This window comes from Methanoculleus thermophilus (assembly GCF_001571405.1).
Classification (GTDB): Archaea; Halobacteriota; Methanomicrobia; order Methanomicrobiales; family Methanoculleaceae; genus Methanoculleus; species Methanoculleus thermophilus.
The window spans coordinates 114,218-124,694 of sequence record NZ_BCNX01000009.1; the positions used below are offsets into that span (position 1 = coordinate 114,218).

Here is a 10,477-nt window from a genome sequence, read left to right on the forward strand (position 1 = left end):
TTGAACATGACAACGCTTGCAGACTACCTGGAGAAGAATGCTGACAGAATCGACAAGGTGATCCACCGCTACTTTGGTGATGTCCATGGCGACCTCTTCCGGGCGAGCGCCCACCTGCTGCTTGCAGGCGGAAAAAGGCTCCGCCCGGCGGTCGTCATGCTTGCTGCAGATGCAGTCAGGAAAGGGTCCTCGGACGACCTGATCCCTGCAGCCCTTGCATTGGAACTGACCCACAATTTTACCCTCATCCATGACGACATCATGGATGGCGACCGTGTGCGGCGCGGCGTCCCAACGGTGCACACCGTCTGGGACGAGCCGACGGCAATCCTTGCAGGCGATGTGCTCTACGCGAAGGCGTTTGAGTTCATCTGCCTCTCGGAAGCCAGCGATGCTGCAAAAGTTCGGGCGACGAAGATGCTTGCCCGGACATGTGCCGAGATCTGCGACGGGCAGAGCATGGACATGGCCTTTGAGAAGAGGAACGACGTCTCAGAGGCTGAGTACCTTGAGATGGTCAGCAAAAAGACTGGTGTCCTCTACGGTGCATCCGCCGCCATCGGCGGGATCCTTGCAGGAGCGAACCCGATCCAGACGGACGCCCTCTATCAGTTCGGGCTGAACAGCGGCATCGCCTTCCAGATTCAGGACGATCTTATCGACCTTCTCGCGAGCCCTGAAATAAGCGGCAAGGACCAGGCATCGGATATCCGGGAAGGGAAGCAGACCCTGATCGCGATCAAGGCGCGTGAGAAAGGAATTGACCTTGCTCCATACCGGAGGAGTCTCTCGCCCGAAGAAATCAACGACCTGATTGCCAAACTCAAGGATGCAGGCGTCATCGATGAGGTGCGGGAAAAAGCGGTCGAGCGGGCCACCGTCGCAAAGGAGGCGCTCTCGGTCCTCCCGAACTCGGAGGAGAAGCGTCTTCTTTCAGAGATAGCCGACTTCTTCATCGACCGGGGCAACTGATACGATGGACAACAGTCTCGAAGATCTGCTCTATATTTATGCCCTGCAGAATGCCGTGAAACATGAGAGTGCACCGAAAAGCGGAACTGTCATCGGCACGGTGCTCGGCAAGCATCCGGAGTTTCGCAGCAGGGCCAGGGAACTCGGCCCGATCGCAGGGAAGGTGATCGCAGAGGTAGCGGCGATGACCCCGGCGGAGAGGAAGAGTCGCCTTGAGGAACTCGCCCCAGAACTCCTTGCCGAACTCACCGAGACGCACGAGCATATCCGGGAACTCCCTGCGCTTGAGGGTGCCGAGAATGGCGTGGTGATGCGGTTTGCACCGAACCCGAGCGGACCGCTGCACCTCGGGCATGCCCGGGCCTCCATCCTGAACGATTACTATGTTAAGCGCTACGGCGGCCGGTATGTCCTCCGCATTGAGGATACCGACCCAAAAAGGGTCGATCCTGAGGCATACGATATGGTCCGGGAAGATGTCGAGTGGCTGGGGCTCGGGATCACCGATATCGTCTACCAGAGCGACCGGCTCGATATCTACTACGATCTCTGCAGGAAGCTCATCGAACTTGGAGGCGCTTACGTCTGCGTCTGCGAGCCTGAGCGGTTCCGCGAACTCAAACTCAAGGGGAAGGCCTGCCCCTGCCGGGAGCAGACCGTGGAGGAGAACCTGGAACTCTGGCAGCGGATGCTTGATGGAGAGTTCTATGAAGGTGACGTGACCGTCCGGGTTAAGACGGATCTCACCCATCCCGACCCCGCAATTCGCGACTACTCCGCAATGCGGATCGTGAGCTCGCCCCCCCACCCGCGGGTGGACGCGACGGTATTTCCGTTGATGAACTTCTCCGTCGCGGTCGACGACCATCTCCTCGGGATCACCCACGTCATCCGCGGCAAGGACCATATTGCGAACACGAGACGGCAGCGCTACATCTTCGATTACTTCGGCTGGAAACCGCCGGTCTACCGTCACTACGGTCGAATGGGGATATCGGGCGTCGTCCTCTCGACGTCGGGGATGCGCGAGGGTATAAAGAGCGGTCTCTACACCGGGTGGGACGATATTCACCTAGGAACGCTGCGAGCGATTGCACGCCGGGGTATCGAGCCCGATGCGGTCCGGAACGCCATGATCGACATCGGTATCGGGGAGACCGACATATCGTTCTCATGGGAGAACCTCTACGCCCGGAACAAAGAGATCGTCGACCCAAAGGCGAATCGCTACTTCTTCGTGCCCGATCCGGTCGAGGTCACCATCGAGGGCGCCCCGCACCGCGAGGCCCATGCATCACTTCACCCAAGCGATCCCTCCCGCGGGGTCCGCACGCTTGTAGCCGGGGGTAAAGTCCTCCTCCCGCGGGCGGAGATCGAGGGGCGGAGCATGGTCCGGCTCAAGGATCTCTATAACGTCAGGATAGCATGGGATGGGGATCTGCCGCACCTTTCCTATGCCGGAGACTCGCTTGATGATGCCCGGAGCGAGAAGGCGCCGATCATCCAGTGGCTCCCGGCGGAGGCAAAACTTCCCTGTACTCTTCTCCAGCAGGAGGGGAGCCTTGAAGGGTTCTGCGAGCCTCGGGTCGCCGAGGAGGCCGACCGCGTCGTCCAGTTCGAGCGGATCGGGTTTGCCCGGATCGACTCGGTCGAGGGCGGCCGGGTGAGTGCGTACTTCGCGCACCGGTAAAGCAGCGCCGGGAAGATTGTCCGGGGCGGGATGAACCCGATCCAACCCCAAGTACTCTTTTACGGGTCGGATGAGGAGGGAATCCACAGAAGTCAACGTTTAATAACAAAATACTGTAGAGTTAATACAACTGCTGCATATGAAGCGAAACTCATTCTACCTCCTGGTCGGTATCGTTGCGCTCATCGAGGTCGGCATTTTCTGGCTCTCGGTGGAGATTGAGCGTCCGATCCTGATCCAGGCTGCATTCATCCTCGGTGTCCTCCTGATATATCTAGCGCGGAGGAGGGTCGAGGAGACGATAGAGGACGAACGAACGGCGATGATAACACAGAAAGCAGCACTCCGGACGCTGGAGGTCTTCTGGGTGGTATTCTTCGCGGTCAGTCTGGGGAGCGCGGTCATAGAGTTCTCAAAGCCGCTCGGCCTGCGGCCGCCCCATCCCGGCCCCCCTGGAATGGCTCCTCCCAACGTGCTCGAACTCCCTTGCGTCGGGAGTTTTGCGATCTTCCAGATGGCGCTGCTCTGCCTGATGATCTTCCTCTACGTAGGATTCAGAGGATACTACGCCCGCAAATACGGAGAATGGGATACCGATGAAGAATAAGATTAAGGTCTACCGGGCGATGCACGACCTGACCCAGGAAAAGCTCGCGAACGAGCTCGGGGTCACCCGGCAGACCATCCTCGCGATCGAGAAGGGGAAGTACGACCCCTCGCTCGAACTTGCCTTCAAGATCGCCCGGTTCTTCGGCGTCTCGATCGAGGAGATCTTCATCTACGACAAATGATCCGGGGCGGAAGTAACCTGGTTTCCAAGGCCCTCCTTTTTGCTCCGCTCCCACACAAGCCTGCCTACCGCCCGATACTGTAGGGCATCAGTAACCTATTAATAACAAAATGTTTATTGTAATTGACATAGCGGATCGGTCCCGCACCCATCGCGGGACCGAGACTGCAAACCGAACCGATGGGGAGGCATCCCCACGGGTATAAGAGTCGCGGAAGAGGAGAGTCCAGTCACACCCCCGATGGTAACGGGAGTCACCAGGCGCCATTTCGTGCGGCATGCCAGCCTACACCCAACCGGAGCAAACTCACCTAGACCTCATCATAAAACGTCCTCCACCTCCTCTTCCAGAGCACAACGCATGCGTTCTGTTTTCGTATGGGAGGATGGGGCATTCCACGGATGCCGATTCCGCATTGAGATCCGGGAGCAGGTCGCCGGATAAACCTGCCGCCAAACACCCAAAAGACACCCAGTTCAATTCAGATAGCACCCGGAAGGAGAGAGATGAACCGGCGCTGCTCGAGGGCGCTCACCGGTGCGGGATCGCCGCCTGCTCCGCCTGCCGGACGAGTTCCCGGAGGACCGCCCGGGCGAGACCAACGTTTTGGTAGTCCTGCTCCTTGACGACGTCGCGGATGCAGGCCGGCACGTCGACGTTCTTCTCCGCCTCCCGGATCTCAGATGCAAGCGCCTCGAGCTCCTTCTTCCGCCGCAGATACTCTCTATGCCAGGCCGCAGACTCCCGGTTGGGATCCAGTCGAAGAACGGCTTCGTAGCAGGCCGCTGCCTCATCATAGCGGCAGGCGCTCCCGAGGACCCATCCTTTGTTCTGCCAGGCAAGAATATGCTTCGGATTCAGTTCGAGCGCCTGATTGCAGCAGGCGATGGAATCCTCAACCCTCCCCATGCAGGCGAGCGCGTACCCCTTCCGCTGCCAGGCCGTCGCGTCGTCCGGGTCGATGGCGAGCGCCCGGTCAAAACTGGCAGCAGCCTCGGCGTAACGACCGGCCTTGAGAAGAGCAAAACCCCTCCGCCTCCAGAGGAGAGGATCGTCCGGAGAGTGTTCGAGTGCCTTGTCGTAGCAGGAGATCGCCCTGTTGTAATCCCCGGAGCTGCAGAGGGCCAGGCCCCTATGATACCATGCTCCGGCACCGTCATCTCTGGTCGCCATCGGACCTATAATAGGAATCAAACCATAAGAACATAACCCGTACTCTCTGGTAACGTTTAAGCCCGGTTAAAGAAGAGATAGGTGTATCATGGCAGATAGGATTCTTGTTGCCTATGCCAGCCGCTACGGTTCAACCGCCGAGGTGGCAGAGGCGATCGGTGATGAACTCCAAAAAGCAGGCGTTGCTGTTGATGTGCGCCCGGCAAGCGAGGTTCGCGACCTCTCCCCCTACCGTGCGGCGATCATCGGAAGTCCGATCTATATGGGGAAGTGGCTTCCAGAGCCACAGATCTTCATTGAGCAACACCAGCGAGACCTGCGCAACATCCCGGTTGCCTACTTCGCCGTGGGGCTCACGGTCAACGAGGGAAACCCCGATATTATTAAGAAAGCAGAAGCCTCGATGGACCAGGTCCGGATGCTTGTAGAACCCGTTGAGGTCGGCGTCTTTGCGGGAAGACTGGAGAACAGCCGCCTATCCCTTGCGGATCGCACAATCACGAAACTTGTCCGGGCAAAGACCGGAGATTTCCGCAACTGGGAGGCAATCCGCGCCTGGGCGCGGGCTGTCCTTCAAAAGATTGAACCTGCATAAGCAGATATCCACCATATTTTCTTCACGGTCCGGATCAAGAAAAAGTGCTTATATGACGACAGCCCACCTATAAAAATCATGATAAATCGGGCAGATAAGTACTCTTTCATCGCTAGAATGCCCAACGAACCGGGCGCACTGCACCGCGCTGCGGAGATCATCAAGTCGTACTCGGGCAACATCAACCGCATCCAGTACGACCGCAGGATCGATCCTGCCACGGTCTTTTTTGAAGTAACCGCGACGCCCGCGGCCTACTCACTGATAAAGGAAGATCTCCAGGCGATCGGTTACCTCCAGGAATCACTGCCTGCGCTTGGGTATCTCAAGTTCTCCATCTACCTCCCCCACGAACCCGGAGCTCTCTTCGAACTCCTCACCTATATCACAGGGGCCGGGGCAAACATTGCTTATATCGACTTCGACGACCGGCGGCCGGACCCCGGGAGAGTCACCATCAGCTTAAACGTCGAAGAGACCGCAATCGTCGAGAACCTGCTCGACCAGTTGAAATCCCGCTATCGCCTCGAGATCCTGGAATACGATACGACCGGCGAGAAACTTGACAATACGGTCTTCTACGTCAGATTCGCCCAGGCGTTGCGAGGGCTGATCGGGACTGCAGAAGACGAGTTCCTGCTCTCGCTCCTGCAGGACATCAACCACATCGTCCAGGAACTCAACAACCGTGGCCAGAACCCTAGAGAGGTCTTTGAGTCCATCTTGCGCGCGGGAAGGACACTCCGGGACACCAGGAACGACGGGTTCTACGCAGACGTCCAGCGCATCCCCTTGAGCGACGATGTCGAGGTCTTCTGCTTCCAGATGCCGGGCGGCGGGAACATCTTCCTGCTCCGCGCCCCGGACGAGACTGTCATGATCGACACCGGATACGGGATTTACCACGAGGACGCCGTCCGGATGTTCCAGCACTACGGTCTTGGAGACCTCACCCGACTCCGTCGGATCTACATCACCCACGCCGACGCGGACCACTGCGGGGCGGGCGGGCTCTATGATGCCGCTGCGTTCATGCACCCATGGTCGCTTGAGATCATCCGCCAGGCAAACCGGGCCTACGGCTCGCGGAGCGAGGCCTCGATCCTCGAGGAGGTCTACACGACCATCATCAACCTCTTCTCGCGCTTCAACCCACCGGAGGACCCGGTGCTCTTCTCGGGGGAGTGCCTCGGCGCACGCTCGATCTTTCCGGTCATCGGCCGGTTCCAGGTCCACGATCTCGAGTTCGAGGTCCTGGAGTCGCTCGGCGGGCACATGCACGGCCAGGTCTACTTCCTCTGCCCCGACCACGGCATCATCTTCACGGCCGACACGCTGATCAACTTCGGGAGCCTTGACGAGGACCGGAAGAGCTACAACTCGATCGCCGACTTCCTGGTGACCTCGGTCAACGTCGACAGCGACTGCGCGAGAAGAGAGAGGAAAGCGCTGCTCGAACTGATCCGCGACCTGGACGGGGAACTCGCACGGAGCGGCCGCCGGTGCCTGGTCGCCTGCGGCCACGGCGCCATCTCGGTCCTCAACGACGGGAAACTCGAAGTCATCGGGACGGTCGAGCGCTACCGGGCAAAAGAGGCGAAGGATTAGGCGGCGGCCGGCCGCCGCTCCCCGACCAGGGCAATCGCCGCACCGATGGCAACAAGGAGCCCGCCCACCAGCAGCACCAGGGGCTCCAGCTGGGCAAGAAGGAGACAGCATGAGATGATACCGATCACCGGGATGATCGGGAGGAGCCCGATGCTTCCGGGGATTCGGAATGGCCGGACCGCATCAGGAGCACGGTAGCGTAGCAGGATCACGGACGCATTGATGAGAATGAACGTCACAAAGAGCGTGAAGTTCGTGACGTTCGCGACAAAACCTATCTCGCCAATGAAGAGGAACATGATTGAGGCGAGCACAACAGCGATGATGGCCGTCCAGGGCGTCCGTGTGCGGGGATGGACCCGGGCGAGGATGGGCGGGAGCGAGAACGAGGAAGCCATGCCGTAGATGATCCGGGACGATGCCACCATCATGAGGAGAGCGGTGTTTGCGGTGGCAAAGAGTGCGATGATGGAGATGAGGGTGAACGCCGCAGGGCCGAGGGCGACGGCGGCAACGTCGGCGAAAGGCGCCTGGGATGCGGCGAGCTGCTCCCATCCGACGACCGAGACGGCGGCAAGTGAGACCAGGATGTAGAGGATGATGGAGATTCCAAGTGCGATGATCAGGGCCAGGGGGATGTTTCGCTCCGGGTTTTTGGTCTCTTCTGAGAGTTTTACCATCTCTTCAAAACCCATGTACGCAAAGAAGACGAGCGCGGAGGCCTGCAGGAGACCGGAGATTCCCTGCGGCATCTCAAGATAATTCACCTGCCCGAGATATGGGAGGCCGATCATGATAACCAAGACGATACCGCCGGCCTCGATGAGGGTTAGGGTGATCGCGACCCGGGCGGTCTCCTTGATACCGGAAAAGAGGATCACGGCAAGAATGAGGATGATCAGGATCGCGGAGGGAAGGCGAGGAACGCCGACGAGGTCCGAGAAGTAACCGGCAAACCCGAGCGAGACGGTTGCGGCGCCAAGGACACCGGAGAAGATGATCAGCCACCCGACGACAAATGCAAGTCTCCTCCCAAAGGCATTGGAGACATACTCGAATTCAGCGCTTGCAAGGGGATACATCGACGAGAGTTCGGCATAACTCAAGGCGCTGAACGCGGCGATGGTCGCCGCGATTGCAAACGTCAGCCAGACCGCATTGCCGGCCATCCCGGCCGCCTCTCCAAGGAGTGCGTAAATTCCAGCCCCAAGAATGATCCCAACGCCGGAGAGGGTGACTGCAGCCAGTCCGAGTTCCCGCCGAAGTTTTGTTCTGGGAATCGGAACCTCCGGATCCTCTTTTGCCATGTGAGAAACTACGCGCCTGCTGCATTTATGGATATCCGGTGAATATCAGGGATGCTCTCTCCTCCTCCCGATCGGCAACCGGCACAAAGAAGCAACAGAAAAGGCTCACCTGCGACCACTCAATTGAGTCCGACAACCCATGGCGGGGCATGGACACAATCCATATATACAGGATTTGCCCATGCAAGACCCCCTGCAGGAGTGGGGAAGTGATCGCGATGGCGCAGAATATTATTGAGACCTTAAAGCAGGAGCACCAGGTGGTGCTCTCGCAGCTCTCGGAACTCTCAAGCAAAGGAATAAGCGACCGAGGGCAGAAGTACCAGACCTTTAAAGAGACCATTATACCGCACCTCATCGGGGAAGAGAAAGCCCTGTATCCAAGGCTTGAGAAAGAGTCGGATATGCGGGACCTGGCGCTTGAGGCGGTAGAGGAGCACAACGCAGTCAAGTCACTGATCTCTCAACTGGACGGTGCATCCACATCGGAGGAGGACATCTGGGTGGCGAAGATGGTGGTGATCCAGGAGAACGTGAAACACCATATCAGCGAGGAGGAAGAGAAGATCTTCCCGCAGATGCAACAGAAGATGAGCAATGAGCTCTCGGAGCTTGACAGCCGTTACCTTGAGTCAAAGAGGAGCGCTCTGCCGGTTGCGGCACGCTGAAGCGACCGATACGTAATGTGGGCCGGTGCCCGACACCGGCTCTTCAATCTTCTGGCGGGAACTTTTGATCAGATAGGATCCAGCGAAATCGTTATCTGCCACTTGCCCTATTGCTCGTCTGGACGGAGGCCATACATGCCACAGATTCTTGAGTTGATCCAGGACGATCACGAGCTCATCCGGAACCTCTTCGACGAACTCGAGAGCAATCCGGATACCCGGGATGTCCGGTGCATTACGCTTCGGCGCGAACTGCCGGGACATATGTATGCGGAGGAGGCCACACTCTACGCCAGACTCCGGGATCTGGTGCCGGAAGAGATCCACCGGTCACTTGAGGAGCACGATGAGGTTCGCAAAAACCTCGCGCGGTTTGAGCGAATCCCGCTCAGAGATGATGCCTGGATACCGGCACTGCGTGAATTGAGGGAGGTGGTTGAGGCGCACTTCGCGACGGAGGAGGGGCATGTCTTTACCCTGGCAGAACGGCACCTCAGCAGGGACACACTCTTTGAGCTCACCGAGACGTTCGAGCGCGAGAAGGTGGAGGCAGCGCAGCAGATAGCAGTCTGATGGGCAGATGAGCGCGACGGTAACATCATGAGTGTTGAGGGTGTCCCGCAGAGAGGCTCGCCACGCTTGCCGGAGATGGACCGCAAGCAGAGAGTATAAGTGCCCAGACGCGAGATCTGACGGCCCCGCCGGCATCATAGCGGATAAAGTCAACCCGGGGTTATGACAGTACTCCTCCACGGGCGGGTAAACCACATACGTTCGACAAATGATAAAAGTTAAATGTAATATAACGCGTAGAGGTACGTTGGTGCCATGTAACAACGGCACATCTTGAGATCCAAAGATAACCCTAAAAACTTCTCTCATCAATGTAAAACCTCAAAACACCCGTGACTCTGAAGACGGAAAGATGAGCCGCACCAGGTATCGTGCCGGATGCCTGGAGGGTGCTGTAAGAGAGTCTCGGATGGGAATAGGGGGCCGCTCCCCCCTCATTCCTGCAGTATCGCTCTTCTTGACGATTTACTTGCCTGATTGATCGCGCTACCACACTCGCCTATCACTCAGCGCAAGGGCAGTCCACGCATGAGAGATGGAGAGCCACGGGAACAAGGAAATAGGTTAGCAAAGAAGCGCATGTACAGAACTGAAGGATTGAAGTTGCATGATAATTTACTAAAAGAGCAATTTTCAGAGTAGAGAGATGATAATAGCAGCGAGTTACGCTTCCCGAGGACTCGCGTACCTCAGTACTACGCAGCACGTGAGAGGGCTTAACTGCTGGGTTCGGGATGAGTCCAGGTGTTTCCCCTCTGCTCTGGCCGCTATTATCGCTTGGCCGCTGATGCGGCCAAACTGCTGAAAGCCAAGGCCCGGACTTGAACCGGGGTGTAGTTGATCTGCAGTCAACCGCGTAGCCGCTCCGCCACCTTGGCCTGTGTGTTACCTTCTATAGGTGTACCACCTGGGTATTTAAGGTTTATCACCTGTTACTTTTACCAAGGCGGGCCAATAGAAGAGCAGGTTTCTCATGGAAGGGAGGTACTAGCAGCGAATCGTGCTTCCCGAGGACTCGCGTACCTCAGTACCACACAATACGTAAGAGGGCTTAACTGCTGGGTTCGGGATGAGTCCAGGTGTTTCCCCTCTGCTCTGGC

At 58.1% G+C, this 10,477-nt stretch carries 10 protein-coding genes, 1 tRNA gene and 2 rRNA genes; 8 read left to right on the forward strand and 5 right to left on the reverse strand.

Annotated features, from left to right (window positions below):
* The first annotated feature begins 6 nt into the window (after positions 1-6).
* The 4 genes from MCUTH_RS09430 to MCUTH_RS09445 all read left to right on the forward strand — a co-directional run bounded on the left by MCUTH_RS09430 (position 7) and on the right by MCUTH_RS09445 (position 3,453).
* Positions 7-972, forward strand: coding sequence for a polyprenyl synthetase family protein (locus tag MCUTH_RS09430; RefSeq protein ID WP_066958372.1), 966 nt, complete (start codon positions 7-9; stop codon positions 970-972).
* Between the two features lie 4 nt (positions 973-976).
* Positions 977-2,662: a glutamate--tRNA ligase gene (locus tag MCUTH_RS09435; protein WP_066958373.1), complete on the forward strand. Its 1,686-nt coding sequence runs from the start codon at positions 977-979 to the stop codon at positions 2,660-2,662.
* A gap of 139 nt (positions 2,663-2,801) precedes the next feature.
* Entirely contained in the window at positions 2,802-3,269 is a 468-nt protein-coding gene (locus MCUTH_RS09440; protein ID WP_066958375.1) for a DUF2178 domain-containing protein, read from the forward strand.
* Complete coding sequence (locus MCUTH_RS09445) at positions 3,259-3,453, forward strand: helix-turn-helix transcriptional regulator (RefSeq protein ID WP_066958377.1); 195 nt, start codon at positions 3,259-3,261, stop codon at positions 3,451-3,453. Before MCUTH_RS09440 ends, MCUTH_RS09445 begins: the two co-directional genes overlap by 11 nt.
* Before the next feature lie 531 nt (positions 3,454-3,984).
* Here the strand turns inward: MCUTH_RS09445 and MCUTH_RS09450 are convergent.
* The gene (locus MCUTH_RS09450) at positions 3,985-4,626 is read right to left on the reverse strand and encodes a tetratricopeptide repeat protein (protein ID WP_066958379.1); all 642 of its coding nucleotides are present in this window, start codon (positions 4,624-4,626) and stop codon (positions 3,985-3,987) included.
* 88 nt (positions 4,627-4,714) lie between these two features.
* On the opposite strand from MCUTH_RS09450, the gene MCUTH_RS09455 reads away from it, so the two are divergent.
* The gene (locus MCUTH_RS09455; protein ID WP_066958381.1) at positions 4,715-5,221 is read left to right on the forward strand and encodes a flavodoxin domain-containing protein; all 507 of its coding nucleotides are present in this window, start codon (positions 4,715-4,717) and stop codon (positions 5,219-5,221) included.
* A gap of 78 nt (positions 5,222-5,299) precedes the next feature.
* Positions 5,300-6,829 (forward strand): MBL fold metallo-hydrolase, encoded by a 1,530-nt coding sequence (locus MCUTH_RS09460; RefSeq protein WP_066958383.1) that lies wholly within the window; start codon positions 5,300-5,302, stop codon positions 6,827-6,829.
* On the opposite strand, the gene MCUTH_RS09465 is transcribed toward MCUTH_RS09460, so the two are convergent.
* Positions 6,826-8,136: an APC family permease gene (locus MCUTH_RS09465; RefSeq protein ID WP_066958385.1), complete on the reverse strand. Its 1,311-nt coding sequence runs from the start codon at positions 8,134-8,136 to the stop codon at positions 6,826-6,828. The two genes, MCUTH_RS09460 and MCUTH_RS09465, sit on opposite strands and share 4 nt — an antisense overlap.
* A 218-nt stretch (positions 8,137-8,354) precedes the next feature.
* Here MCUTH_RS09465 and MCUTH_RS09470 point away from each other — a divergent pair, with 218 nt between their 5' ends.
* Positions 8,355-8,804, forward strand: coding sequence for a hemerythrin domain-containing protein (locus MCUTH_RS09470; RefSeq protein ID WP_066958387.1), 450 nt, complete (start codon positions 8,355-8,357; stop codon positions 8,802-8,804).
* 135 nt (positions 8,805-8,939) lie between these two features.
* The gene (locus MCUTH_RS09475) at positions 8,940-9,377 is read left to right on the forward strand and encodes a hemerythrin domain-containing protein (protein WP_066958389.1); all 438 of its coding nucleotides are present in this window, start codon (positions 8,940-8,942) and stop codon (positions 9,375-9,377) included.
* Positions 9,378-10,027: 650 nt separating this feature from the next.
* Here the strand turns inward: MCUTH_RS09475 and rrf (MCUTH_RS09480) are convergent.
* The 3 genes from rrf (MCUTH_RS09480) to rrf (MCUTH_RS09490) all read right to left on the reverse strand — a co-directional run.
* Positions 10,028-10,149: ribosomal RNA gene (gene rrf, locus MCUTH_RS09480) — 5S ribosomal RNA — on the reverse strand.
* A 34-nt stretch (positions 10,150-10,183) separates the two neighbouring features.
* A tRNA-Cys gene (locus MCUTH_RS09485) sits at positions 10,184-10,255 on the reverse strand.
* Positions 10,256-10,362: 107 nt separating this feature from the next.
* Positions 10,363-10,477, reverse strand: a 5S ribosomal RNA gene (rrf, locus tag MCUTH_RS09490); the annotation flags it as partial.

Bases quoted from the DNA above. Each gene is read 5' to 3' on its own strand.
- MCUTH_RS09455 (WP_066958381.1), top strand. From the start codon at position 4,715: ATGGCAGATAGGATTCTTGTTGCCTATGCCAGCCGCTACGGTTCAACC.
- MCUTH_RS09445 (WP_066958377.1), top strand. From the start codon at position 3,259: ATGAAGAATAAGATTAAGGTCTACCGGGCGATGCACGACCTGACCCAG.
- MCUTH_RS09475 (WP_066958389.1), top strand. From the start codon at position 8,940: ATGCCACAGATTCTTGAGTTGATCCAGGACGATCACGAGCTCATCCGG.
- MCUTH_RS09450 (WP_066958379.1), bottom strand. From the start codon at position 4,626: ATGGCGACCAGAGATGACGGTGCCGGAGCATGGTATCATAGGGGCCTG.
- MCUTH_RS09430 (WP_066958372.1), top strand. From the start codon at position 7: ATGACAACGCTTGCAGACTACCTGGAGAAGAATGCTGACAGAATCGAC.
- MCUTH_RS09440 (WP_066958375.1), top strand. From the start codon at position 2,802: ATGAAGCGAAACTCATTCTACCTCCTGGTCGGTATCGTTGCGCTCATC.
- MCUTH_RS09435 (WP_066958373.1), top strand. From the start codon at position 977: ATGGACAACAGTCTCGAAGATCTGCTCTATATTTATGCCCTGCAGAAT.
- MCUTH_RS09465 (WP_066958385.1), bottom strand. From the start codon at position 8,136: ATGGCAAAAGAGGATCCGGAGGTTCCGATTCCCAGAACAAAACTTCGG.
- MCUTH_RS09470 (WP_066958387.1), top strand. From the start codon at position 8,355: ATGGCGCAGAATATTATTGAGACCTTAAAGCAGGAGCACCAGGTGGTG.
- MCUTH_RS09460 (WP_066958383.1), top strand. From the start codon at position 5,300: ATGATAAATCGGGCAGATAAGTACTCTTTCATCGCTAGAATGCCCAAC.